Here is a 25,366-nt window from a genome sequence, read left to right on the forward strand (position 1 = left end):
CCTTCGGTACCGCTCCGGACTGACCACCTACTCCATCGGTGCTGCGGTGCTGGAGCGCACGATCATCTCTGTGTGGGCCGTGTGATTGGTGCGTTCCCCGGACTCGGCCTCGCAGGCGAACAGCTGCAGCATCCGTTCGACGGCCCGGGCCCCCTGCATCGCCGGGTACTGCGCAATCGTGGTCAGCCCGAAGACCTCGCCGAGGTCGTAGCCGTCAATTCCGATCACTGACAACGCGTCGGGTACCCGCAGGCCCAGGTCCCGCGCGGCGACAATGGTGCCGATGGCCATCTCATCCGATGCACAAAAGACGGCGGTCGGCCGGTTCCTCGGATAGCCCAGCACCTGTTTGGCGCTCGCATATCCGCCCGGAATGGTGAAGTCCGCGTAGGACAGCCACGACTGCACCACTTCGAGCCCGGCGGCCTCCATGGCCACCTCGTAGCCGCGGCGTCGACCTTCCGAGATGTTGAAGTCCTTTGCGGCGTCCTCCGGCCCGCCGATGTACGCAATGCGGCGGTGCCCCAGACTGATCAGATGCTCCGTGGCCAGTTGGGCTATTACGAATTCGTTGACACTGATGGTGTCCGCACCCGGCAGCGGGCCGCCGATACCGACGATCGGCTTACCCACCGCGAGCAGCTGTCCAAGTTCGGTGTCGGACAGCTGCAGCGAAACGGAGATGACGCCGTCGCACCGCTGACGCAGCAGGAATTCGGAGAACACCCGGTCGCGGTGGCCGGCGCCGTCGCTGACGTTGTAGAGCGTGAGGTCATAGCCTGCGTCCAGGAGGGACGCCGCCACACTGTCCACAATCTGGGAGTAGTACCAGCGGTTGACAGACGGCACAACCACGCCCACGTTCCGGTTCCGGCCCGACGCGAGCGACGACGCCGAGAAGGACGGCACGAAGTCCAGCTGTTTCGCGGCCTCAACTACCTTCAACCGAGCGCGTTCCGAGACCTGCCCGTTGCCGCTGAGCGCGCGGGACACCGTGGCCGTGGAGACGCCGGCAAGCGCTGCCACATCCTTGATGCCAACCACGACGCCCTCCCTCAGAGCAATGGACGCGCGCGGGGTCCTTTTAGTTGAGTTTCAACCATACGCACCGATTGGGCGCCAGAATGCCATCAGCACCGGCCCCCGGATGGCTTGCGGCGATAACCGTGCCCGTTGGTACGTAAGTAACAGATTCTCCCATGTTCATGATCACCATGACGTCATTGTTGAGGAAAGCAACGGTATCGGTGTGATCAAAGTCGACGGCCCAGCTCAACGATCCGGCGCCGAGGTGGAGCTGTTTCCGGAGTGCGAGCGCCGAACGGTAGAGGTTGAGGGTGGAGCCTGGGTCGGCCTGCTGAATATCGCGGGCCAGAGATGACCAGTCTTCCGGCTGGGGCAGCCACCCGCCGTTCGCAGACCCGAAGCCATAGTGTTGTTCGTCTGCCCGCCAGGGCAACGGAACCCGGCAACCGTCACGGCCAAGGCGTTCCCCACCCGTGCGGATGAAGGTGGGATCCTGGCGCAGCTCATCCGGGATGGACTGGTGATCCGGCAGGCCAAGCTCTTCACCCTGATAGAGGTAGACACCTCCGGGCAGCGCGAGCATCGCGAGGGAAGCTGCCCGCGCCCGGTCGAGTCCGACGTCCGGATTCTCCTCCTCGAACCGTGTTGCGTGCCGGGTGACGTCGTGGTTGCTCAGCACCCAGGTGGTGGGAGCACCCACGCTGTCGAAGGCCTGCAGCGAGTCGGTGATGATCTCGCGAAGCTTCGCCGCATTCCACGGGTGGTGAAGGTAGGCGAAGTTGAAGGCCTGGTGCATCTGGTCTTCCCGCACCCAGTTGACGAGACGCGACAACGGATCGACGACGGCTTCAGCGCAGAGGATGCGGTCGCCGTCGTACTCGCTCAGGATGGACCGCCACCGGCGGTAGATATCGTGAACACCCTGCTGGCCGAACATCGGCGCCGCATGGCCCGGGTAGCCGTCCGTGGAGCAGCCGTCGGGACGCCCGTGCCAGTCCGGGAGGCCCTCGGCCTTGACCAGGGCGTGCGCAACGTCAACGCGGAAGCCTGTGACGTTGCGGTCCAGCCAGAATCGGAGGATCCGCTCGAACTCGGAATGCACTGCGGGATTGTTCCAGTTGAAATCGGGCTGAGAGGAATCGAAGAGGTGGAGGTACCACTGGCCCGGGTTGCCGTCAGCGTCCACGGTGCGTGTCCAGGCTGACCCGCCGAAGTGGGACTGCCAGTTGTTCGGCGGATTGGAGCCGTCCGGTCCGGTGCCGTCGCGGAAGATGAACATCGCGCGTTCTTCGGATCCCGGCTCAGCTGCGAGGGCTGCCTTGAACAGGACGTGCTCACTCGAGCAGTGGTTGGGGACCAGATCGACGATCAGCCTGATACCCAGTTCGGAGGCGCGGGCCGCGAGCCGGTCGAAGTCATCGAGCGTTCCAAACATGGGGTCGACGTCGCAGTAATCAGCGACGTCGTAGCCGCCGTCGCGCTGTGGCGAGGTGTAGAACGGCGACATCCAGATGGCATCGATACTTAGGTCGGCCAGGTGGTGCAGCTCTGCGGTGATCCCAGCGAGGTCACCCTGGCCGTCCCCGTTCAGGTCGCGGAAAGACCTCGGGTACACCTGGTAAATCACGGACGAGCGCCACCACGCATCATCGGAATGTGCTGCGTGGAGGGGTTCGTGGAAAGCAGGCGCGGCAGGCTGTGCGGACACAGCAGGGGCCAGGGAAACGGCGTTGGACATGTGTACATGCTAGCCGCTACTCGCGAGTACTTGGAAGCGTTTACAGTGATTTGGCAGTGTGATGTTGCCCGTCACGATCTAGATTCTGGAGGATCGTTAGCTCGAAGGAGTCCTGCACTGCTGATGGACGGTAAACGCTTGCGAAGGGTTCAGGGAAGTGGCCCTTAGGCGCCGAACCGCTGCTTCCGAGCGGCAATCCTGCACCTAAAGGCCACTTCTGAGGGAAGGCTTCGGCTATTGCTTCTGCCAGGCGCCGCAGCGTCGAGTGCTGAAGTGTTGTCCCTCGGTCAGCGTCACTGTCGGACGTCTGCCGCCGCTGTTACCTGTTGACTCGGTGCTGCAAATTGCGCAAGTCCAATTCGATGTCACGCCCGTTCACGTGGACGACCATCCGTGCATCTTCCACCCCGGCAGCCGTGAGGTAGTCCATCAGCGTGGACAGAAGCATGTCCTCACGTCGCTCGGTCTTGGAAACTACGCTTTGCGCGACTCCCAAACGCTGCGCAAGGTCATCCTGCGTTAGCTCCGCCGCTTTGCGGATAGTCGCCAGGTTCAGCGCGCAGATTCGATCCTCTCGGGAAGCGCGGCTTCCATAACGCTGGACTGTCTCGGGTGTCTCTCCTACGACAAGTGGCCCTTAGCTACAGATTCCGCTGCTTCCGAGCAGCGGGATCTGCAGCTAAGGGCCACTTTTGTGCGGGGGTACCCCATTGAAGGTCAGGCATCACCCCACGACGGCGCCGCCTTCCTGATCCTGCACGTCTCGCCTAGAGGGCCCGTATCGTATTGGACCGTGCGGACTCGGGGCTGCTGCCGATCTTGTTCGTGGCAACGACACTGAATGAGTAGAAGCTGCGGGACTGGAGGCCGGTGACCGTGACGCTCGTCGCTGACGCCGAGATAGCGAGCGCCGCGATCCTGCTGGTGCCGGAGTAGACGTAGAGGGTCTGCCCGGTCAGCAGTGAACCGCCGTCGCTTCCCTTGGTCCAGCTGATCTTGGCGGACTTGCTGCCGGCGGTAGCTACCACGTTGGTTGCGGCGGACGGTTTCGTGGCGGTCGTTTCTGTGCCGGCGCCCGCGAACAACAGCCGGTTCGGCGTGCCTGACGAAGCTCCGCCAATAACGCCAGCGGTGGACGTGCCGTTGATGTTCGTTGCGACCTGTGCAGGGGTCAGTGCCGGGTTCTGGGAAAGCATGACGGCGGCGGCGCCAGCCACATGCGGCGAAGCCATCGAGGTGCCGGAAAGGGTTGCTACTGCCGTGTTCGACGTGTGATAGGTCGAGGCGATCCCCACCCCGGGCCCATACAGATCGACGCATGAGCCAACGTTGGAGAACGAAGCCTGCCGGTCCGAGGAGTCGCTGGCCGCGACGGTCAGCGCTGCCGATACCCGTGCCGGCGAACTGGTGCATGCGTCGACCGAAGAGTTTCCGGCAGCGACCGCGGCGGTGACGCCGTCATTGATAACACCCTGGAGCGCCGCATCAATGGTGGAGTTTGCGCCACCTCCCAGGCTCACGTTCACCACAGCGGGAGTACCCGCTGCGTGGTGGGCGGCCACCCAGTCCAGGCCGGCTACGACGTCGGACATGTACCCACCGCCGTCGCAGTTCAGAACGCGGACCGGAATCACGGTGGAGGACTTGGCAACGCCGTAGGTCGTTCCGGCTACCGTACCGGCGACGTGAGTGCCGTGTCCGTTGCAGTCGGAGGACCCTCGACCGTCGGCGATGGCGGTGTATCCGGACGCTACCCGGCCACCGAAGTCAGCATGGGAAGCGAGGACGCCCGTGTCCACGACATACACGTTCACTCCGGCTCCGGCAGCGGGCGGGGTGTAGGTGGTCGAGAGGGGAAGCGCGCGCTGATCGCTGCGGTCGAGGCCCCATGGTGCATTGGACTGCGTGGCCGAGATCCGCACGGGAAGGTCCTGCTCAACGGCAGCGACGTTTGGAGCGGCAGCAAGCGACGCGGCCTGCGTCGGCGTCGTCGTAACGACGGCGGCACGGACGGCGGTGGAGAAGGTTCGTCCCACAGCCTTGCCTGATTTCCGGAGCGACGCGGCTGCGGCAGCGACGTCGGTGCCAGCCTCATAGCGGACAAGGTAGCGGATCTGCTGTTCCCCTGCCGCGGGGGCAGCCGTTGCGACCGCGCCCGGAACGAATGTGCTGAGTGCCACGGCTGCGATCGTTGCCGCGGCGAGGGAGCGGAATGATGAATGCACGACTTACCTTTCGGGTCCACTTGACTTGTTACTCCGAAGGTAACCAGCCCGCCGGAGCAACATGTCGAACCTTGGGAAAGCCTCGGCTAAACCTGACCAAGGTGATGCAGAAGTTGCGCTTGTCACCCGGTAGTCGTCCGCCGTCGCAAGCGTTCCGTGCCCTCCCGATACCGCCTCTTGACGCGCTGTGTCCGTCTAGGTGACCATGAAACGTCTTTGCTCCTGGGTCTCCTTAGTTGATGGCGGTCATCCATGACGCGGGATACATCATCCGCTTTTTCGTCCCGACTCCCCTCGCATCTGGCCGGCCCTGCCGCGATGGCAGGTGGGTTGCTGGGTGCGCTGGCAATTTTCCTCCATTCCCTCGAACCAATTGGATGCGTCGGAAGTGAGTGCGCCACCCAGCCGATGCGGACGGCGTCGGGCACCGTGACGGGCATCAGTGCTGTGGCTGCTCTCTTGGTGCTGGTCGGCTTGGTCGGGCTGACCCTGATGGCGCGTAGATCCAGAGGGCCCCTAAAGCTCATGAATGCCGGCGTGGCGTGTGCCGCCGTCGGCTTCCTGGTCCTGCTCGCAGCGGTGTTTATCCAGGCCGTGTTCTTCGGAGGGGACTTCTCCGGGATGCCGTATCTCGTCGTCGCCGGCATGGTGACCCTCATTGTCGGCTTCGTGCTGATCGGGATCTTCATCCTTCGGTCGGGCGTGCTCCCGCGATGGCTCGGCATCCCGCTCGTGGCAAGTAGCGTGCTGCTGCTGGTCTCGAACGAGCAGACCTCGGCGGTTCTGCTCGCCATTCCGTTCCAGTTCGCCATCGCGGCGGCGGGGTTCTTCATGTGGGATAGAACGAGGCAGCAGCGCGACTCCCGGGTAAGCCAGTTCGGTTGGCCGGCCGTTGATCGCTGACACGGTGGCCCGCACAATGGTGGAACAGATCGCGGCCACCTGAGAGGTTCTCGATGTCCAGTGCTGAAACGAACCACAATCTGGGAGCCGAAACCGAGTCTCCGTTCGATCGACGGCTGTTGCTGTCCGGGTTCCTGTTCGGCTGCGGGATTGCCGCCTCGATGATCGATCTGTTCATCTTTCATCTCGCCTTGCAGTGGCACCACTTCTACGACCTGTCCACAACCCGCGTTGCGTTGACGACGGACGGGTTCTTTCATGCCTTCGGGTGGTTCATCACCATCTGGGGCCTGTTCCTGCTCGCCGATGTCCGACGCCGGACGCACGTGGCGTGGGGGCGCTGGGCTGGGGCGGTGACCGCCGGCGTCGGGTTCTTCCAACTCCTCGACGGCCTGGTCAGCCACAAACTGCTTGGCATTCACCAGATTCGCTACGAGGTGGACCTGTTGCCTTATGACCTGACCTGGATCGGCTCAGCAATACTCGTCCTGTTGGTCGGCCTGCTCGTTCTGTGGCGAACCCGGCCTCGCGCCTCTGCCTGAGGAGCCGGCTATGCATGACCATTCGACGGGCAGCGGGCTGGGGTGGGTGCTGCTCGACTGCGTTGCTGTACTGGTTCTGCTCGCGGCCGCCGTTGGTTATGCTGTAGCGCTTCGGGCTGCACGGAACCGCGGACGTTGGCCGAGCCGTCGGGCTGTCTTTTGGTATGTGGGACTGGCCTCTGCCGACGCTGGATACCTCTACGCCGTCGCTGCGGAGACCTTCACCGCGCACATGGTCGGTCACCTGTTGGTCGGGATGGTGGCGCCGTTGCTACTGGTGCTGGCTGCACCTGTCACTCTCGCACTCCGCGCCTTGCCGGTGTCCTCAGCACGGTCGCTCGCGCGTGTTCTCCGTGCCGGTCCGTTTCGGGTCCTGGCTCATCCCGTAGTCGCCTCGACGGTGAACATCGGCGGTCTCTGGCTGCTCTACACCACAGACCTGTATCAGCTCGTGCACTCCTCTGCACTGGTACATGCAGTGGTCCATGTCCACATTTTTCTGGCCGGGTACATCTTTACGGCGTCCATCGTTGGCGTGGATCCCAACCCGCACCCGACGTCGATGCGGCTCCGTTCCGCCGTGCTCATTCTCTTCATCGCCGCCCATTCAACCCTCGCCAAGTGGCTCTATGTGCATCCGCCGGCTGGGGTGCCCGTTGATGATGCCCGGGTTGGATCCCAGTTGATGTACTACGGCGGTGACGTCGTTGACGTGACACTGGTCGTTCTGTTGTTCGCCGGCTGGTACTCGGCGACCCGTCCTCGTGAATCTGTGCTGAGACCGTCGGGTAGCACCGGCGTCGGTAGTGCTCGATCAGGTTTGTCAGAGGTGGGTGATTGAGTGTTTTGTATGGAGATCGGGACCGCGGAGATTGTTGAGGACGCTGATGAGCTGGCTCTTGAGCGCGCTTATGCGGAGGCGGCCTGGGACTGGTCGGAGGATGCACTCGAGAATGCCCTGTATCCCGACGGTGAGGACGGTGGCGGTTTCGATGCGCACGCGCGTGCGGCGGTGGAGAACGCGTCACCGTATGCTCTGGTGCACCGGCTGCAGGACGCCGGATCCGTGCAGTCCGTGCAGTCCGGGCGGTTCCGGAATTTGACGGACACGTTGGATTTGCTGCGGGCCGCGGACCGGTTGGCGTCGTGGGTCGCAGCGCAGCAGGCGGCGCTGACCGCCGAAGTTTTCCATCAGGTCCAGGACCACGAGGTTTCCGGAGCGGTAGGGCGGATCCGCGGTTCACCGGGACCTTGGCCGCGCAGGAAATCGCTGCGCTGTTGCGGGTGCCCGGGCGGACCGCGCACCGGATGCTCGGTGAAGCGTTGAGGCTCACCGAGGAACTACCGGCAACACGCAAAGCGCTTCAGGATGGCCGGATCAGCCCCGTGCAGGCGCAGGTCATCGTGGAGGAATCCGGGTCTATCCCGGTCGAGGCGGTGGCCGGGTTCGAGGAGGCAGTCCTGGAAACGGCCGGAGCCTTGACCCGCCCGAAACTCGCCCGGTCCTGCCGGCGGCTGCGTGAGGAACTGCACCCGGAATCCATCAACCTCCGCACAGCCCGGGCGGTCAAGGACCGGGACGTCACGGTCCAACCCGAGCAGGACGGCATGGCCTGGCTTGGCGCGTACCTGCCCGCGGAGCAGGCACACGGGATCTTCAACCGGGTCGACGCCGCTGCCCGCTCCCTGCAGGGTCCCGAGGAGTCGCGCACCCTGTCCCAGTTACGGGCAGACGTATTCGCTGACGTGCTCACACACACGTGTGCCGGGGACCCGCAGAAGGGCACCGGCTACCGCGGGATCAGCGCGAGCGTATTCGTCACCGTCCCGGTAATGACCCTCCTCGGCCACCGCAAAACAGACTGGGCTGATACGGACTGGCAGGACGCAACGAACGGGACAACGGCACCCACATCGTCCCGAACAGCAGCAACACTGAATCCCCATGACTGTGCTGGTGACGGGGCTGTAGTGAACGATGCGTCTGTTGCGGAGGACGCAGCGCGCACGGGCGACGTTCCACGCGTTGCGGCAGGCGCTACTGCACCGCACTCGATCAACAGCAACGTACCGAACCTGACCGGCTGCGCGAACGGGTTGCTCGACGGTTATGGTCCGATCGATCCGGAAACCGCTCGGAACCTGGCCGCTCACGCGCCGAGTTTCACCAGGATCCTGATCCACCCCGAAACGGGGGCTGTGCTCAGCGTCGGCAGGGACAGATACCGGCCGCCGAAACACCTGCAGGACTGGGTGAGAGTTACCAACCCGACCTGCGTCCACCCCGGGTGCAACCGTTCATCGATGTCCTGCGAAATCGACCACGTCACTCCATGGGCGCACGGCGGGAAAACTGCGCTGGAAAATCTCAGACCTCGGTGCAAGCTCCACCACACGCTCAAAACCGAGGGCATCTGGCCTGCCGGTTTCGATGACGACGGCGCGCCGCGCGTCACTTCACTCGGAGGCAAGACCTACACCACCCTGCCCGAACCCCCACCACCCTTCTAACGGCGGGTTGGGGGCGGCGCTGCACCATTCAAGTGCGTGTTGGGAGCATTCAAATGGTTGTCGGAGCGCTGGCTCGAAGGAGCACGGGTGATAGGTTCGCGCCCAAAGTAGGCTCACAGCCGGAAAGTAGGCTCGCGCCGGAAAATAGGCTCGCGCCGGAAGGACCATGACGTCGGCAGGACCAGGAGTCTCAGTCCGACGTGGGCTTATCAACCACGGTTCGTCTAAATCGTCGCGGATCGAGACCTCTCGGCGTGTCCAGACTTGGGCGCTTGAGTCCCCCGCGGTCGGACTCAATCCCCGCGGCTTCAGTCCTCGCGGTCTGTCCCATCCTCGCGACTGGAGTCGTCCGCATCCGCGCCTTCACCGCGGCCCCCGCCATCTGCGCCTTCACTGCGCTCCGCCGCAGCTCGACGATCCGCTTCCTCCTGACGTTCCTGCAGCTTCTCTTCGGCCTCCTGTCGCCGGTGCAACATAGCCTGAAGATCCTGGTTCCCGCTGTGCTCATCGGGCGTCTTTGGAGGCAAGCGTTCGTCGTGATGGTGCGCGTCTTCTTGGGAAGTCTCGCTCATGCCAACAATGCTCCCACCGCTCGGAGCGGAAGGGAACAGGCGACAGCGAGCAAGGCCGGAGCGGAAGGGAACAGGTGAGAGCGAGCAAGGCCGGAGCGGGAGAGAACGGACGGGAACCGAAACGACCTGATCAGCGCGAAAGCGCCCCCGTCCGGAAGCGCAGAGTCACCAACTGGAACGGCCGCAACGAAAGGGAAACCCCGCCGTCGTCGGAATGCATGAAGTCAACGGAAACTGAACGCTCCAGCAAGTCCGTAGCAACCACCGACGAGTACTCAAACCCCGGCAATACCACCGCCGAAGCACGACCACCAAACGCCTCATACAACCGCACAACGACGTCGCCGCTGCGGTCCTCCGCGAGCTTCACCGCCTCGACAACCACAGCAGGATTGGACACTGTCACCACCGGATCAACCGACGACGACGCCACCCCGGTCCTCGCCCGGACCGGCAGGTTCACCCGGTACCCCTCCGCGACGGCATCAGCAATACCCGAGTCCGGCCGCAACGAAAACTCAAAGGTGTGCGGCCCCTGATCCGCCTGCGGATCAGGAAACAGCGGCCCCCGCAACACCGACGCCCGCATCAACGTGTACGGCACACCCGAGCTCGACTCGGAACGGGAGATGTCGTATCCATACGTCGAATCATTCGCCAACGACACCCCGAACCCGGGCTCCCCCACATGCACCCAGCGATGCGCCACCGTCTCAAACCGGGCAGCATCCCACGACGTGTTCGTGACGGTAGGCCGCTGAATGTGCCCGAACTGGATCTCGGACGCGGCCCGGTCCGCCAGGACATCCACCGGGAACGCGAGCTTCAGGAGTTTCTGCTGCTCATGCCAATCAACCTCGATCGACATATCCACCGCCGTGCCGTCAGCGCTCAGCGAGATCCGCTGAACCAGCCGGGACTTCCCGAACACCCGCTCCACCCGCAGCACCGCACCGACCACATCAACAGCCGCAGCCTCCGTCAGCTCGGTGACGTTGAACTTGTAGTGCTCGTCGATGTCCCATGCGTCCCACTGATTCGGCGTATCCCGGAACAGCTGGAACACATTCCCCCGGGTACCTGCCGGAATGACCTCACGGCCACCGGCAACCAAGGAACCGAACAACCCGTTCTCATCGACCGTCAACCGCAGGGAGTCACTCTCCAGAACAAACGAGGATCCCTCCCGCACCGGCTCATAATCAGCCGTCGACGACGGCACCGCACCTCCCAGCGCAGGCACACCACCGACGTCGTACGGTCCGGCATTCAACGCAACCGTCGCCGAACCGGTGCCCAACAGCGCGGCCAGCGCCGCCGAGATGAGCGACTCAAGCGAAGACTGGACGGCCGCATAGTTGCGCTCCGCTTCCGCGTGAACCCAGGCAATGGAGGATCCAGGCAGAATGTCGTGGAACTGCTGCAGCAGCACAGTGTGCCAGGCGGTTTCGAGCTCGTCGTACGGATAGGAGAACCCGGAGCGCAGTGCAGCAACAGCACACCAGAGCTCCGCCTCCCGCAACAGGTGTTCACAGCGCCGGTTGCCCTGCTTGGTGCGCGCCTGCGACGTATAGGTCCCGCGGTGGAACTCAAGGTACAGCTCCCCCGACCACACCGGAGCATCCGGATACTCCGACGACGCCGTCTCAAAGAACCTCGCCGGCGACGACATCGTCAACGCAGGCGAGCCCTCCAGGGAAGAAGTCCGTTCAGCAGCCGCCAGCATCTCCCGGGTGGGTCCGCCGCCGCCGTCGCCCCAGCCAAATGGCACCAGCGACGTATTCGCCACACCCTTCTCCCGATAGTTCCGCTGGGCGCGGGCGAGGTCACGGCCGCACAGGTCCGAGTTATAGGTGTCTACGGGCGGGAAGTGAGTGAACACCCTCGTGCCGTCGATGCCCTCCCAGTTGAAGGAATGATGCGGGAAGAGATTCGTCTCGTTCCACGAGATCTTCTGCGTCAGAAAGTATTGCGATCCCGCCGCCCGAACAATCTGCGGCAACGCCGCCGAATACCCGAAGGAATCCGGCAGCCACACCTCCTGCGGCTCCAGCCCGAAGTTCTCGAGGAAGAACCGCTTGCCCGCGACGAACTGCCTCGCCAGCGCCTCGCCACCGGGCATGTTGGTGTCCGACTCCACCCACATGCCGCCCGCAGGCACAAACTGCCCGGACCGGACCTTCTCGGCCACCCGCTCGAACAGGTCCGGATAGGAAGACTTGAGCCAGGCGTACTGCTGCGCCGACGAGGCAGCAAACACAAAGTCCGGGTTACGGTCCATCAGCTCAAGCACGTTGGAAAACGTCCGTGCCACCTTCCGCACCGTCTCGCGCACCGGCCACAGCCATGCGCTATCGATGTGCGCATGCCCGACGGCGTGCATCCGGTGCGCACTCGCATAGGCGGGCGACGCCAGGACACCAGCGAGGCACGCGCGCCCCGCCGCAGCGGTACCTCCGATGTCAGACGGGTCGACCGCGTTCGCCGCCTTCTCCAGCGCGCGCAGGATTTCGTGGCGGCGCGGCAGGTCCACGGGCAACTCATGCATGAGTCCATTCAGGGTCCACACGTCCTGGCCCAGCTCCCACGCCTCCCGATCGAACAGCGCCACCTCCGCCCGGCGCAACGTATAGAGAGGATCAGACCCGGCGGTGGTCAGGGAGCCCAACGGGGTGGGCTGATAGTCGAACCCGTCGATCACATTGGGGTTGGAAGCGGCCTCCACATAGAACTCGACGGCGGCACCGGGCGCCGCATCCAGCGGAACCCACATGTTCAACGGCTCCAGCGCCTTGACCACCCGGCCATCGGGAACATAGACAAGGCCCTCGGCCTGGAAGCCGGGCATGATCGTGGAGAATCCAAGGTCGATCACAGCCTCGACCTCGTGACCGGCGGAGAGTGACCACTCAACCGGCACGGCGCCCGTGAACCGGAACCAGGTGGTCCCCCAGGGCCGTCCCCAGGCGGAGCCCACCATGAACGGCTCGAACCGCTCGGACACCGCCGAGGCAAACGGCACGGGCTCACCCGGGGCCTGCCAGACGGATACCTCGAGGGGTACCGATACCGGCCACACGGCACGCGTCAGCCGTTCGGTGAGCAAACGCTCGATTCGGGCCTCGACCAGGAGACGATTGTCGTGCATTGACCTAACCTTTCAGGGCGCCCGACATGGCGAACGACCCACCGAACACGCGTGAGACAAGAACGTACAAGACAATCACCGGCAGAGCGTAAAGGATCGAGAACGCGGCGAGCTGCCCGTACGCGACTGTCCCGAACTGCCCGAAGAACCGGAAGATACTCACCGCTGCCGGCTGGTTCTCCAGCGAAAACAGCAGGATGAACGGCACAAAGAAGTTTCCCCACGCCTGGATGAACACAAAGATGAAGACGACGCCGATGCCCGGCCGCATCAGCGGCACCACGATGTACCACAGGGCCTTCATCGCGGACGCGCCGTCCACCCACGCCGCTTCCTCCAGCGACACCGGAACCGAATCCATGAAGTTCTTGGTCAGCCAGATGGCCATGGGGAGCGAGGTTGCGGCCATGAAGAACGTCGTTGCCGCCAGCGAATCGAGCATGTTCAACTGCACGAACAGGCTGTATACCGGGACCATGATCGCTGTGATCGGCAGGCACGTCCCGAAGAGCACCGTGTAGAGGAACGGCCGGTTGAACCGCGTGTTGAACCGGGACAACGGGTACGCCGCCAGCACCGCCGCGATGGCCGTCAGCGCCGCCGATCCGCCGGAAAGAATCAGGCTGTTCCACAGCGGCAGATACGTCTGTTCCGGCGTCAGGATGGCGGTGAAGTTCGCCAGCGAGAACGACGACGGCAACGCAGTCTCGTACGTCGCCTCAGGGTCGAAGGATGCCAGCACCAGCCAGCTCAGCGGCACCACAAAGCACAAGGCAATAACGGCCAGGACAGCACTCGCGCTCCAACTCGGCGAGCCCCGGCGACCACGGCGGGAGTTACGCGCCGGCGCGGCTACGGGCGCCGCCGTCGTCGTGGAAACCGGCGCGCTCATGAGGGGTTCCTCTCGCGCAGGAGGCGGATGTACGCGAGGGAGAACGCGGCGCCGATGATCAGCATGACCACGGCAATGGCGGTGCCGTAGCCGATGTCGCTGTACCGGAAGGCTTCTTCATAGGCCATGATCGGCAGGGTGGTGCTGCGGTTCGTGGGGCCGCCGGCGGTCATGACGTAGATCAGGGTGAACACCGCGAGCGTCTGCAGGGTGATGAGCATCAGGTTGGTCGCGATACTGCGCCGGATCATCGGAACAGTGACATAGGCCAGCGTCTTCGTGCCGTTAGCGCCGTCGATCTCCGCCGCCTCCGTGACCTCCCGCGGGACGTCGTTCAGCGCGGCCTGGTAAACCATCATTGAGAACGCGGTGCCCCGCCAGATATTCGCCAGGATGATGGCGAGCATCGGGTGCTCGAACAGCCAGTCCACAGCCGGCACGCCCGCAAAGCCGGTGAGCTGGTTCAGCGTCCCGTCGCGGAAGAAGAACGCGTACGCCACGAATGCGGCAACGATCTCCGGCAGCACCCACGCTGCCACCACACACACGCCGACGACGGCGGCAACCGCCCGGTGCGCCCGCCGCATCAGCAGCGCGAGACCGAGTCCCAGGAAGTTCTGCCCGATCACCGCCGAGACCAGCACGAAGACGACGGTGAGCAGCAGTGACTGGGGAAACAACGGATCGGCGAGCAGGGTGGTGTAGTTCTCGAGGCCGATCCACTCGGGGTCCTTCGCGTTGGCGCCGGTGAGCGCCGCGTTGGTAAAGGACCCGTAGAAGGACCACACGATCGGCCCGGCGAGGAAGATGCCGATGAGGATGATCGCGGGCGCGAGGGGCAGGAGTTTCAGCCCGGCAGCCAGGGAGCGGGAGGCCCGTCCGTTGCGCTCCCGCTCCTGTCTGTTGTTCCCGCGGGTGCCGCGGTGCCCGGCGCCGGAGGACGCGCCGCGGGAAGTGACCGTGGAGGAAATGGTTACTCCTCGACGACGTTCTCTTCGCCGACGATCGACGTGAGTGCTTCGTCGTAGGTAGCTGCCGCTTCCTCCGGTGTTGCGCCACCGGTGATGACAGCTTCGGTGGCTTCCTGGACCGCCGTGGAGATCTCGGCGTAGTTCGACGTTGCGGGCCGGTAGTGCGTCACATCGAGCACCGCGGAGACCTCTTCGACAAACGGATTGGCCTCAAGGTACTCGGGCGCTTCCGCGATGTCGCTACGCACTGCGATCTGCGAGTTGTCCACCGTGTACTGCAGCAGGTTTTCCTGGTTCATGGCGGTGGTGAGGAACTCGAACGCTAGCTCCGGGTTCTCCGTGCCCGCGCCGATCGCCAGCGTCCAACCGCCGGACATACTCACGGCTCCGGGCTCCTGCCCGTCCTGCGTGGGGAACGGCGCAACGCCCATGACGTCGGCGTACTCCGGCCACGCGAACATGCCGCCTTCCTGCCAGAACGACGGCGCGTAGGAACCTTCAACGGTGGCTCCCATCCGGTTCTCCGGCAGCATGGTTCCGAGGACGACCTGCCACACGTTGGGGTCGAGGGCTTCGGCCGGTGTGACGGCGAGTTCCTCCTCGTAGAGGGTCTTCAGGAACGCCAGTGAGTCGATGAAACCCTGGGAGCCTACGATCCATTTCTGGGACTCTTCGTCGTAGAGGCCCCCGCTCCCGGTGCCGTACAGCAGTTCGTAGAAGCTCTGCATGACGGTGCCCTCGCCTGTGCCGGTTCCGGCGTACATGCTGAAGGGACGCGATTCGGGCTGCGCTTCCTTGACGGTTCGCGCCATTTCAAGGAGATCGTCCCAGGACTCCGGCTGCCAGGGGACCTCAACACCGGCGTCCTGCAGCACCTGCTTGTTGTACCAGATGACCCGGGTGTCGGTGCCGAGGGGCACCGCGTAGATGCTGCCGTCGTCGGCCTTTCCTGCTTCCTTCGCGGCTTCATTGAAAGCGTCCCACTCGTCCCATCCGGCCAGGTGCTCGTCGAGGTTCAGCACGTAGCCCGCCTCAACGTCGGAGCGCAGGCGGAAGCTGTCCTCGTAGAAGACGTCCGGAGCGGTGTCCGGCGAGCGCTGTGACAGCGCGAGGCGGGTGTTGTAATCCTCGTCGGTGCCTTCGACCGGTTCCAGTTCCACCGTGACGCTCCCGTTGGCGGCTTCGAACTGTTCCTTGGTGGTCTGCATCAGGGTGTCCAGCGGTGAGGCGTCGCCGGCTGTCTGATAGATGATCCGCAGCGATTGGTTGGAGGCTTCCTCCCCCTCTCCGTCACCGTCACCGTCACCGTCACCGTCACCGGAGCAGCCGCTCAACACGAGCAATGCGGCAAGCGCCGCCGCTGGGAGGGTTCGAGAGGCGCCGCGCATGGTTTCTCCTTTGAAACTAAGGCATCGGGAGACTTCCGATACCGGAATAGTACGTCGAGTGGATTTAAGGCACAATGGCCCCGGAAACCTTTCCTGCAACTCCGGTGACTTCCCGACGTCGTCGGTCACCACAGCTGCGCAAAAGTTCCAGGACCACCGTGCCGAAACCCTTATCCGATGAGGCCTCCGACCACCCTATCGCTCAGTGCGGACCTCAAACAGAGCCGCGCCTACAGTTCCTCGAGCAAGGCTTGCATCTCCTGAATCTCAACCTCCTGTGATTCCGCAATTTCCTCGGCGAGCGCGATGGCTTCGGGATTCTCGCCGTTTCTGATCTCTTCCCTGGCCATGTCAACGGCGCCGACGTGGTGCGCGGTCATGGACTCAAGGAATATCCGGGCTGCTTCCTCGCCTTCCGCGGATTCGAGTTCGGCCATCTGGTCCCCGCTCAACATGCCGGCCTCGCCGTCCATTGCGCCCATGTGGTGCCCATCCATACCGCCTTCGATCTCAACGGGTTCGCCCCAGGCTTCCAGCCAGCCGGTCATGGTTTCGATCTCGGGTGCCTGCGCATCCTTGATCCGCGTGGCCAGGTCCATGACTTCCGGGCTGATGTTGTCCTTGGCGAACATGATGGCGCTCATCTCCACGGCCTGCTCGTGGTGGGGAATCATCATCTGCGCGAACATGACGTCGACATTGTTGTGCCGGGCGGAGCCTGCTTCGGCAGCGGATTGGTTGGTCGCCCCGGTTTCCCGCGTTGGAGTGGGCGGGTCGCTTGCCGGCCCGGTCTCGCTGCCACAACCTGCGAGGGCAATAACGGCTGCAACGCTCAGCGCTGACAGGGAAAGGTAACGCTTCATGGTGATCTGATCCTTCTGGTTCTACTGGAAGTCTTCCGTGGTGCATTCAGCTCCTGCCTGGCGGAAGTCAGGTCCGGCTGATACAGAGTCGGATCAGCGAAGGAGTTGGTATGGACAGGGGCTGCAGCCGGATAAACGGTGGACCGCGCAGCAGCACAGACCCGGGAACGAGCCTCCCAGCGGGAAGCAGGAACGCCAGGATGGTGACCACAATGAAAGCGAGAACGCAGAGTCCCAGTGCAGCGGCGCCGTCGTCCGGGTGGGAGACAGGCACCATGTCGGTCGGCGCCATGTCGGCCACCGTGCGCGAATCGTGGGCGACCGCATGGGACCCGTGGGCGACAGTATGGGGGCCGTGGGCGACAGCATGGGGGCCGTGGGCGACAGCATGGGGGCCGTGACCGCCCATCCAAACGTGCACCGCAAGGATCCCGACGATCACGGCTGTGAGGCCAAGGAAGCCCACGACGGCGCGCGGAACGGCCAGGGCTGTCCCGATCTTCCCTGTGCCGCTCATCGCCGCTGCCTTCCTGCTCATCGAATCCAATGTAGTGAACTAGTTAGAAATGCGTTCCGGGTTGAGGTCGATCCGGCGCAGCAGCTGCGCATTCAGCGCGACCACAATCGTCGACACACTCATCAGTACCGCACCCGCCGCCGGCGAGAGGACAATGCCCGCGAAGGCGAGCACCCCTGCGGCGAGCGGCACAGCGAGAACGTTGTACCCGGTGGCCCACACCAGGTTCTGGATCATCTTGCGGTAGCTGGCGCGGGACAGGTCGATCATCGCCAGGACCGATCGGGGATCGTTTCCTGCCAGCACGACGCCGGCAGATTCCATCGCGACGTCGGTACCGGCACCGATCGCGATGCCGACTTCGGAACGGGCCAGCGCCGGTGCGTCGTTCACGCCGTCCCCGACCATCGCCACCTTCAGTCCACGAGCCTGCAGTTCGGCAACCTTGGAGTCCTTGTCCTGTGGCAGCACGTCTGCGAAGACCTCGTCGATGCCCAACTCGGTACCCACCGCGTCCGCCACCTGCCGTGCATCCCCGGTGATCATGGCAACCTTCACCCCACGGTCCTGCAGGGCCTTGACGGCGGCCCGCGACTCGTCGCGGACGCGGTCCTCAAGCCTCAGTGCGCCGATGACCGCACCATCTTGCACCACGTGCAGTACGGAGGCGCCGCGGGCAATCCACTCCTGGACTGCACGCGCCAGGTCCGGCGGCGTATCCAGGGCGAGTTCCTTCAGCATGTTCGGCCCGCCGACAGCAACCGAGGCGCCGTTGACCGTTGCGCGGACACCGCGTCCGGTCATGGAGGAGAACGCGTTCCCCCGGAACCCGAACGCCGCTGCTTCCGGATTGTCCGCTGCCGCCTGGACGATGGCCCGGGCAACCGGATGCTCGCTGTCGGATTCGGCTGCACCCGCCAGGGCGAGCATCTCCGCTTCGCCGACTCCCCCGGTTGCGGTGGCCGCGGTGACGGCAGGGCGTCCTTCGGTGAGGGTGCCGGTCTTGTCGAACAGGACGACGTCGATGGTCCGCATGCGCTCAAGGGCCATCCGGTTCTTGATCAGTACCCCGCCCTTCGCTGCACGCTCCGTGGAAATGGCAATCACGAGCGGGATGGCCAACCCAAGCGCGTGCGGGCACGCAATGACCAGCACCGTAACGGTGCGGATCACCGCGTCATTCGGGCTGCCCAGCAGCAGCCAGGCGATGAAGGTGATGATGCCTGCGATCAGGGCGAAGTAGAACAGAAGCGCCGCCGCACGGTCGGCAAGGGCCTGGGCTTTGGACGATGAGGCCTGTGCCTCTGCGACCAGGCGCTGGATCCCCGCCAGCGTGGTGTCCGACCCGACGGCGGTGACCTTAACCCGCACTGCGTTGTCGGTAGCGACCGTGCCGGCGACCACCGAATCGCCGGGGGTACGGGAGACTGTGCGGGATTCGCCGGTGATCATAGACTCGTCGAACTCTGCTGCGCCGTCGACAATGTCACCATCGGCCGGCACTCGGGCACCGGACCGGACAAGGACAACGTCCCCGGGAACCAGGTCGCTGACCGGGACCGTTTCGATCCCCGCTTCGGTGACCCTGTCAGCTTCGTCCGGCAGCAGCGCTGCCAGTGCGTCGAGCGCTCCGGCGGCTGAGCCGAGGGCGCGCATCTCCATCCAGTGGCCCAAAAGCATGATGACAACCAGCAAGGCCAGCTCCCACCAGAAGTCGAGGTTGAAGTTCCCGATTCCGAGGGTGGTGATCCAGGACGCGATGAATGCGACACTGATGGCCATGGCAATCAGCAGCATCATCCCGGGCTGGCGGGACTTCAGCTCCGTGATGCCGCCCCTGAGGAACGGCGCACCGCCGTAGAAGAAGATGACCGTTCCCAGCAGCGGCGAGATCCACAGGGAGCCGGGAAACTCTGGGGGTATGTAACCCACGATCATGGCGAACATGTGGCTGAACAGGACAACCGGAACAGCCAGAATCAGACTGATCCAGAAGCGATTCCGGAACATGGCCGTGGAGTGCCCGGCGTGCTGGCCATGCGTATGGACTTCGTGATCGGCATCCTGATGCCCTGCGGAGTGGCGCTGTACGTCATCGAGGGCGGATTGCGGGTGGGTTGCAGGCATGGCCTGGCCGTGTGTCTCGTGATCTGACACCGACGGGCCTGCCTGGCTGTGCGTCTGGTGTTTCATTGTTGATTCTCCTTCGGTCACACGGGACGGATGTCCCGGACCTCGAAATCAGGCATTGCTGTTGTATAGCCGCACCTGCCCGTCCGCGGAGTGTGCCGCCGCGGCGGAGAGGTCCGGCAAATGGTGACGGTGACGGTAACCAACACCGTGACCATGGGGGCGGCGCAGCACGCGCATCCGGTAGTTCTACACGCCGGCTCCAGCCGTATCGAGAGACCTTCAAGGAGTAAACGGCCCTGTCTGGGCTTGGACTTCCTGCTCCGGTAGGAACGAATGTATACCCCCGGGGGGTATGTGTCAACCCCGAAGGGAACGGGAATTATGCGTTCGAAAATCAGCGTGCCAGCATCAGCCGCTCTGCCCGCGGACCAAGCGTTCGCTCGAGCATGAGGCAGGCGGCACCGACCGCGGCGACGTCGTGACCGATGCCGGTGGAAACCACCTCCACCGGGTGGATGCTGCGTGCGGCACGGAAGTCCAATAACGACGACGGCACGATCTCCAGATACCGGTTGGCCAGCGGCGCCCAGAATGGCCCCCCGAACACCACGCGGTCGACGTCGAGCACGTTGACCAGTACCGAGACTGCCCGTGCGGTGCGGACGGCAGCCCTGGTGATGATGTCGCATGCCACCTTGTCGCCCGCCTCCGCCGCAGCGCACAACTGCAGCAGCCCGTCAGCCACATCGCCGTTGCGGTGATCCTCCTCGCTCAGCACTCCGCGCTCTTCCGCCTCGCGGACCAATGACTGCGGATCGCACGTCACCGCAATACAGCCGCGCATTCCGCAGGGGCACTCCGGCCCGTTGGGGTCCGCGACGATATGCCCGATCTCACCGGCGTTCCCCGAGCTCCCGCGCAGCACCTCGCCGTTAACAACGATGCCGCAGCCAATACCCGTCCCGATGTAGATGAACACGAAGCTCTGCGTGCTCTCCTGTCCACCGCCCCAGATCTCGGCGACCGCAGCCGCCGTCACGTCCTTCTCCACAAAGACCGGCATTTCGGTAGCCTCCGCCAGGGCATCGCGCAGCGGAACGCGATCCCAGCCAAGCAGGAGCGGAGGGTTGACGACGGTGCCCGCAGGCTGGTCGATGGGCCCCGGAGGTGCCACCCCGATTCCCTCAATGCGTGCTGGGTCCACCGAAGACTCCGCGAGCAGCGTACGTATCTCGCCTGCAATTGCGTCGATAATCTGCCCTGGTTCTGTCCCTATCGGCGTTTCACGGACACGGCGCTGTATCACGGCGCCCATCAGGTCCATCAGCACCACAGTCATCAGCGCCGGGTCCAGGTGCACGCCGATGGCGTACCGGCCGGACGGGTTGATGCGCAGGATGGTCCGCGGCTTGCCCGGGCCGGTGCCCGATTTACCCGCCTCTACAATCAGTTCCTCCGCCAGCAGGCGACGGGTGATGTTGGAGACAGCCTGCGGGGACAAGCCGATCAAATCCACCAGCTCAACCCTGCTCAGGCCCTCATTGGAACGGCGAATGGCATCGAGAATGACACTCTGGTTGAAGTCCCCCATCCGGGGGAGATTGGTGCCACGTCGCACGTCTGGTGCCTTTCGCTCAGAGGCGGCTGATGCACGATACTACCGCCACTTTTCAGCAAGGCAACGAGCACGTCGCTAGACTCGGCAGAACCTGCAACAACACAGGTCGAATCAAGGGGACGAGTCTTGGGTGCAACCGCCGAGTTCGATGCTGCCCTGGGCACTGCCCTGGTGGTTGACTCCGACGTCGACCTGCTCAACGAGCTGGCGAACAGCCTTCGGGACGCCGGCTTCTCGGTGGCCGCTCACAGCACCGTCGGCCCGGCGATCGAGGTAGCGCTCGAGGGCACCGCTGATGTCGCCGTCGTCGGCGCTGAGACCGCACTCGAGTATCTGGCAACCATCGCGAAGGAAGCCGACCATCTGCTCCCGCGAAACATCCCCGTGGTACTGACCGCGAAGACGGCGGAACAGGTCATCTCCCACCCCGAGCTGGCAATGCGCTCGAGCGACTACCTGCTGCTGCCCATCGCAACCGATGATCTGCTGCACCGGGTCAACACTGCTATCCATCGCAACCGGCTGCGCGAGGAACGGCGGCATGAGTCGGCGTTCCTGCGGGACCGGGTGCGGCGCATCTCCGACGAACTTCGCCAGACCAATGAGCCGTCCCGGATGGTCGAGAAGGCGCTGCAGGGAATCGGCGAAGCACTTGATGCCGAAGACGTGACGCTGCACATCTTCGACGACGGGCGCATCTCCTGCGATTCTGCACGCTGGCAGCGCGGGGATGGGAGCGTGCAACCCAGCGACGTCACCGATCTGCTGGACGAACTGCAGGTCGTCGGTACCGAACTGTGGCGCACCTCCGGCTCACTCGCGGTGATCGCCGGGCAGCTCGACGAAGTCCCCGATACCCTGCCCAACATCCACGCCCGCATGGCCGGCTTCACGCGCAGCGGACTCCTGCTGCCCATCGGCGAAGGCGCAACGCCGTTCGGCCTGCTCTGGATTGTCGCCGACCGCGGCGCCCGCAAATGGTCCAGTGCCGAAATTGCCCTGCTCCAGCACCTGCTCGGCAACCTGGCGCACGGAATGATTCAGGGGCAATTGATAGTCGGTCAGCAGCAGGTGGTGGACCGCCTCCGGGAGCTCGACGCCGCCAAGGACGGCTTCGTGGCGACGGTGCACCATGAGCTGCGAACTCCCCTGTCCTCGATTCTTGGCTACATTGAACTGCTGCAGGACGGCGACGGCGGTGAACTGCCGTCCGACGCACAGAGAATGTTGAAGGTCATCGAGCGCAACGGCCAGCGGTTGAGCACACTGGTGGAGAACGTCCTGGCACTGTCTGTGCTCGACTCCGGCACCGAACTCGGCTCGGCCCCGATCGACCTCGTTCCCCTGCTTGATTCGGTGGTGACGGACCTGCTGCCGCTCGCCGTCAGGAAACGTGTCTCGATCCAGCTCGCCCCCGCCGATTCGCCCCAGCGAATCAGGGGAATGCGCGAACTCCTGGAGCGCGTCTTCGTGAACGTGCTGTCCAACGCAGTGAAATTCACGCCCGACGGCGGCTTGGTCACCCTGAGCTTCCTGTCCGACGACGCCACGGTGCGCGTAACAATCGAGGACTCCGGCATCGGCATCCCCGAGGAAGAACTCCCCCATTTGTTGACCCGTTTCTATCGGGCTTCCAATTCGGTTGCGGCCGAGATTCCGGGAACCGGTCTGGGGCTGTCCATCGCAGCGCAGGCCGTGCAACGGCACGGTGGGCAGCTGTCCGTCCACTCCGAGCTGGGCGTCGGCACGACGGTCAGCATTGAGCTGCCGCGGATATGAGGAACGGTTCTGTGGCACCAGGGACTGTGGGGAGACTCGACGGCAACCGAAGGAACGCTACGCTGCTGAACGCTCCGACGGTCACCGCGCGGACGGCAGAAATCTCCACCAGTGCGGCGTTCTGTCCTCTCGGGAACAGGACCTACCCCCTCAGTGTGGCCCACGAAACTCAAGGATGTGCGGGAGCCTCCTCAAGATTTGGGAAAGACATTCGGGTAACCCGGCTCCCCGGGCACGCCCTCGTCTGGCAAGGTACTGAGTATGGGTACTGATTCTTTCGAGCGCACGGCAGTGATCGTGGAGGACGATTCTGACATCCGCGAGCTCCTGGTACTCACCCTTTCGATGGTCGGATTCAACATCATCGAGACAGCAAGCGGCAGGGAAGCTCTGGACCTCGTGCGGGAGCACCAGCCGGACCTCGTCACGCTGGACCTGAATCTGCCGGACCTCGACGGGATGGAGGTCTGCCGTCAGCTGCGGCCCCAGACGGACGCCTACATCGTCATGATCACGGCTCGCGTCGAGGAGATCGAACGCGTAATGGGGCTGGAGATCGGCGCCGACGATTTCATCGTCAAGCCCTTCAGCCCGCGTGAGGTGCGGGCAAGGGTTGCGGCGATGTTCCGCCGCCCGAGATCCTTCGTTGACGGCGGGGCCGCCCCCGGCACGGCAGTTCAGGGTAACGGCGACGGGACGCGGAACACCGCGGAAGGTGACGGGGCCGTCGTCGTGCATGGTGCCCTGTCTGTGGATGTCGAGGGGCGGGTGGCGCGCCTCAACGGTGAGGAACTGCCGCTGACAAAGATCGAGTTCGATCTGCTCGCCACCCTGATCACCGGCTCGCGCCGCGTGTGGTCACGGGAAACCCTGTTGGAGCGCGTGTGGGGTGAGGGCTGGACGGACGATCATCACCTCGTGGAGGTGCACATCCGGAACCTGCGGAAGAAACTCGGTGAGGACACCAGGGAACCGCGCTTCATCAAGACTGTCCGTGGTGTCGGCTACCGGATGATGCCGGTCGACTAGCCCTGGGCCCTGTGTCTCCCGTGAGTCGGGTTGAAGCCCGGACTTGCGGCGCCGCCGTCGCCAGAATCGGCCAGGCAGGTGAGGAACCGCTCGGCTTCCCGCACGAGCGTCGGCAGACAGCCGGTCCGGCGACCGGCCCGGATATCCGTAAGGCACTGGGACACCACGTGCTGAAGCCGGGGTGCGCCGACCATGCTCGAACCCACCTTGAGGCTGAGCAGCGTGGCCAGCGCAGCCTGCTCGTCCTTCGAGCGAATCTCGGTGGTGAGGGCCTGAATGCGCTGCGGGAGGAGCCTGGCGAAGTTATCGCGATAGCGCAGGGCATCCGCCACGGCGGGCAGCTCATCGGCGAGCCGTGCAATAACCTCCGGTCGGTGCACGGGGAGATGCTCAGGCACGCACTCCGCCGGTTCCAGGTTCGATGCCGGTTTCGCGGGTAGAGCCCAGTTCAGTTTGCTCTTCAGCCAGGCCAACCTCACGCGCTCCCAACCCGTCGACGAAATCTATCTCCGGGCCGGCGAACGGTCCGCCCCGGAGAAGTCTGTTCCCACTGTGAACCACATACTTCAAGCCACCGCGTCCTTTTGGGCGAAGCTTTCCTCAAGAATGCTGAATACCCCGGGCAGGCTCATCTTCTCCTCCCCGGGCAATCCGGAAGAGGCTTTGTGTTGAACTAGAGTCAACAGGGAGTTTCGGCGACCGGAAGAGGGAGGACGCGCACATGACCGCCACATCGCGCAAGCGGCCCCCTACCGCCCAGGCCTTCGCGCTGGCCGAACTGCGCCGCATGATCATCGCCGGCGAGGTACAGCCGGGCGAACCGTTGCGGCAGGATGCTCTCGCTGACCGGCTGGGGGTCAGCCGGGTCCCCCTGCGCGAAGCGTTCAAGATCCTCGAGGGTGAAGGGCAGATCGTCTACGAGCCGCATCGGGGATTCAAGGTTGCCCGGCTGTCACTTGCCGACCTCCTGGAGGTGTACCGGATCCGGCAGCTCCTCGAAACCGAGGCAGCATATGCCGCAGTCAAGCGGGCGGACGCATCGGTGCTGCAGGCCATGAAGGACGCCGCACTTGAGGTTGAGGCCGCGAGCGCCGCCGCCGATATCCTGCCGATGACCGAAGCCAACCGCCGGTTCCACTTCGCGCTGCTGTCCGCGTCCGGAATGCCGCGGCTCGACCGGCTCATCCAGGTCCTGTGGGACGCCACTGACACGTACCGCTTCGTGTACTACGGCGCCCCCACCAACCGCCACCGCGTCGAGGAAGAGCACAACCTCATCATCGACGCCTTCGCTGACCGTGACGCTGATCGGCTCGTGAAGCACCTGGACGATCACCGCAACCACGCCGTCGATGCCCTCCGCAGGTTCCTCGACGCCACGTAGCGCGGCCGGAGCCTGGAAGGTTCCGTCGGCCCTCGCTCCGTGTTCCGGGGCGTCCCGAGTAACATGTCACACTCCGATAACGCTCCCCCAAAACGAAGTTACCTCTGCTAACTTTTTATGTGACGGG

23 protein-coding genes are annotated in these 25,366 nt (G+C 64.3%); 8 read left to right on the forward strand and 15 right to left on the reverse strand.

Features of this window, described 5'->3' with window-relative positions:
- Positions 1-27 precede the first annotated feature (27 nt).
- From AC4D1W_RS10140 to AC4D1W_RS10155, 4 genes are all read right to left on the reverse strand, one after another.
- The gene (locus AC4D1W_RS10140; RefSeq protein WP_490898653.1) at positions 28-1,044 is read right to left on the reverse strand and encodes a LacI family DNA-binding transcriptional regulator; all 1,017 of its coding nucleotides are present in this window, start codon (positions 1,042-1,044) and stop codon (positions 28-30) included.
- Between the two features lie 40 nt (positions 1,045-1,084).
- Entirely contained in the window at positions 1,085-2,764 is a 1,680-nt protein-coding gene (locus AC4D1W_RS10145) for a glycoside hydrolase family 13 protein (protein WP_490898654.1), read from the reverse strand.
- Between the two features lie 319 nt (positions 2,765-3,083).
- A complete protein-coding gene (locus AC4D1W_RS10150) occupies positions 3,084-3,329 on the reverse strand; it encodes a helix-turn-helix domain-containing protein (RefSeq protein ID WP_490898687.1) in 246 nt (81 codons plus the stop codon).
- Positions 3,330-3,531: 202 nt separating this feature from the next.
- Positions 3,532-4,989 (reverse strand): S8 family serine peptidase, encoded by a 1,458-nt coding sequence (locus AC4D1W_RS10155; RefSeq protein ID WP_490898655.1) that lies wholly within the window; start codon positions 4,987-4,989, stop codon positions 3,532-3,534.
- 252 nt (positions 4,990-5,241) lie between these two features.
- Here AC4D1W_RS10155 and AC4D1W_RS10160 point away from each other — a divergent pair, with 252 nt between their 5' ends.
- Genes AC4D1W_RS10160 through AC4D1W_RS10180 form a run of 5 tightly spaced genes read left to right on the forward strand, consistent with a single transcriptional unit; the run spans position 5,242 to position 8,945 of the window.
- Complete coding sequence (locus AC4D1W_RS10160; RefSeq protein WP_490898656.1) at positions 5,242-5,892, forward strand: hypothetical protein; 651 nt, start codon at positions 5,242-5,244, stop codon at positions 5,890-5,892.
- Between the two features lie 53 nt (positions 5,893-5,945).
- Entirely contained in the window at positions 5,946-6,434 is a 489-nt protein-coding gene (locus AC4D1W_RS10165) for a DUF2243 domain-containing protein (protein WP_490898657.1), read from the forward strand.
- A 10-nt stretch (positions 6,435-6,444) separates the two neighbouring features.
- Positions 6,445-7,275: a cytochrome c oxidase assembly protein gene (locus tag AC4D1W_RS10170; protein WP_490898658.1), complete on the forward strand. Its 831-nt coding sequence runs from the start codon at positions 6,445-6,447 to the stop codon at positions 7,273-7,275.
- Positions 7,276-7,284: 9 nt separating this feature from the next.
- On the forward strand, positions 7,285-7,761 hold the full coding sequence (locus AC4D1W_RS10175; protein WP_490898659.1) for a hypothetical protein: 477 nt from the start codon (positions 7,285-7,287) through the stop codon (positions 7,759-7,761).
- Positions 7,686-8,945 (forward strand): HNH endonuclease signature motif containing protein, encoded by a 1,260-nt coding sequence (locus AC4D1W_RS10180; RefSeq protein WP_490898660.1) that lies wholly within the window; start codon positions 7,686-7,688, stop codon positions 8,943-8,945. Before AC4D1W_RS10175 ends, AC4D1W_RS10180 begins: the two co-directional genes overlap by 76 nt.
- A gap of 308 nt (positions 8,946-9,253) precedes the next feature.
- On the opposite strand, the gene AC4D1W_RS10185 is transcribed toward AC4D1W_RS10180, so the two are convergent.
- The 9 genes from AC4D1W_RS10185 to AC4D1W_RS10225 all read right to left on the reverse strand — a co-directional run bounded on the left by AC4D1W_RS10185 (position 9,254) and on the right by AC4D1W_RS10225 (position 21,020).
- Positions 9,254-9,517, reverse strand: a complete 264-nt coding sequence (locus AC4D1W_RS10185) for a hypothetical protein (RefSeq protein WP_490898661.1) — start codon at positions 9,515-9,517, stop codon at positions 9,254-9,256.
- 130 nt (positions 9,518-9,647) lie between these two features.
- Positions 9,648-12,665 carry an alpha-mannosidase gene (locus tag AC4D1W_RS10190; RefSeq protein ID WP_490898662.1) on the reverse strand — a complete coding sequence of 1,006 codons (3,018 nt, stop codon included), beginning with the start codon at positions 12,663-12,665 and terminating at the stop codon, positions 9,648-9,650.
- Positions 12,666-12,669: 4 nt separating this feature from the next.
- On the reverse strand, positions 12,670-13,557 hold the full coding sequence (locus tag AC4D1W_RS10195) for a carbohydrate ABC transporter permease (protein ID WP_490898663.1): 888 nt from the start codon (positions 13,555-13,557) through the stop codon (positions 12,670-12,672).
- A complete protein-coding gene (locus AC4D1W_RS10200) occupies positions 13,554-14,348 on the reverse strand; it encodes a carbohydrate ABC transporter permease (RefSeq protein ID WP_490898688.1) in 795 nt (264 codons plus the stop codon). Before AC4D1W_RS10200 ends, AC4D1W_RS10195 begins: the two co-directional genes overlap by 4 nt.
- Positions 14,349-14,530: 182 nt before the next feature.
- Positions 14,531-15,916 carry an extracellular solute-binding protein gene (locus AC4D1W_RS10205; protein WP_490898664.1) on the reverse strand — a complete coding sequence of 462 codons (1,386 nt, stop codon included), beginning with the start codon at positions 15,914-15,916 and terminating at the stop codon, positions 14,531-14,533.
- Positions 15,917-16,146: 230 nt separating this feature from the next.
- Positions 16,147-16,779 (reverse strand): DUF305 domain-containing protein, encoded by a 633-nt coding sequence (locus AC4D1W_RS10210; RefSeq protein ID WP_490898665.1) that lies wholly within the window; start codon positions 16,777-16,779, stop codon positions 16,147-16,149.
- Positions 16,780-16,846: 67 nt separating this feature from the next.
- Positions 16,847-17,317: a hypothetical protein gene (locus AC4D1W_RS10215; RefSeq protein ID WP_490898666.1), complete on the reverse strand. Its 471-nt coding sequence runs from the start codon at positions 17,315-17,317 to the stop codon at positions 16,847-16,849.
- Between the two features lie 18 nt (positions 17,318-17,335).
- The gene (locus AC4D1W_RS10220) at positions 17,336-19,489 is read right to left on the reverse strand and encodes a heavy metal translocating P-type ATPase (protein ID WP_490898667.1); all 2,154 of its coding nucleotides are present in this window, start codon (positions 19,487-19,489) and stop codon (positions 17,336-17,338) included.
- Between the two features lie 334 nt (positions 19,490-19,823).
- Complete coding sequence (locus AC4D1W_RS10225; protein ID WP_490890432.1) at positions 19,824-21,020, reverse strand: ROK family transcriptional regulator; 1,197 nt, start codon at positions 21,018-21,020, stop codon at positions 19,824-19,826.
- A gap of 153 nt (positions 21,021-21,173) precedes the next feature.
- Between AC4D1W_RS10225 and AC4D1W_RS10230 the strand changes: the two genes are divergently transcribed.
- Positions 21,174-22,826, forward strand: a complete 1,653-nt coding sequence (locus AC4D1W_RS10230; RefSeq protein ID WP_490898668.1) for a sensor histidine kinase — start codon at positions 21,174-21,176, stop codon at positions 22,824-22,826.
- 261 nt (positions 22,827-23,087) lie between these two features.
- Entirely contained in the window at positions 23,088-23,855 is a 768-nt protein-coding gene (locus tag AC4D1W_RS10235) for a response regulator transcription factor (RefSeq protein ID WP_490890241.1), read from the forward strand.
- On the opposite strand, the gene AC4D1W_RS10240 is transcribed toward AC4D1W_RS10235, so the two are convergent.
- Entirely contained in the window at positions 23,852-24,235 is a 384-nt protein-coding gene (locus AC4D1W_RS10240; protein ID WP_490898669.1) for an Hpt domain-containing protein, read from the reverse strand. The genes AC4D1W_RS10235 and AC4D1W_RS10240 overlap by 4 nt on opposite strands.
- 10 nt (positions 24,236-24,245) lie before the next feature.
- Positions 24,246-24,425, reverse strand: a complete 180-nt coding sequence (locus tag AC4D1W_RS10245) for a hypothetical protein (protein ID WP_490890244.1) — start codon at positions 24,423-24,425, stop codon at positions 24,246-24,248.
- Positions 24,426-24,576: 151 nt separating this feature from the next.
- Here AC4D1W_RS10245 and AC4D1W_RS10250 point away from each other — a divergent pair, with 151 nt between their 5' ends.
- Positions 24,577-25,239, forward strand: a complete 663-nt coding sequence (locus tag AC4D1W_RS10250) for a GntR family transcriptional regulator (RefSeq protein ID WP_490898670.1) — start codon at positions 24,577-24,579, stop codon at positions 25,237-25,239.
- Positions 25,240-25,366 lie beyond the last annotated feature (127 nt).

Source organism: Arthrobacter sp. TJ-170, assembly GCF_058269305.1.